Genomic DNA, 259 nt, shown 5'->3' on the forward strand with positions numbered 1-259 from the left:
GCCGGATCATGAAACGCTTCGGTCAACGCATAGAAGACCTGCTCCAGGAATTCGAAACAGCAGCCGACGGCATGATCAATTTGCATGTTATTGATCCCATTCCTTTTTCAGAAGATGCCTACAAAGCCAGCTTATTCGGCCTGGATGACACCTACGGGTACCTTGGCCTTATCGGCACACGTGCCGGCCAGGGCACGCAACGCATTGACGCGTTCAACCCCGACGACGAACCGTTGCTCGAGTATCAAATCAGCCACTT

1 protein-coding gene is annotated in these 259 nt (G+C 52.9%); it reads left to right on the top strand.

Annotated features, from left to right (window positions below; all coding sequences use genetic code 11):
- A partial coding sequence (locus AC0L3B_RS39765) for a DUF7088 domain-containing protein (RefSeq protein WP_473383363.1) occupies positions 1-259 on the top strand: 259 nt, incomplete at both ends.

Source organism: Bradyrhizobium sp. Kon56, from assembly GCF_055807635.1.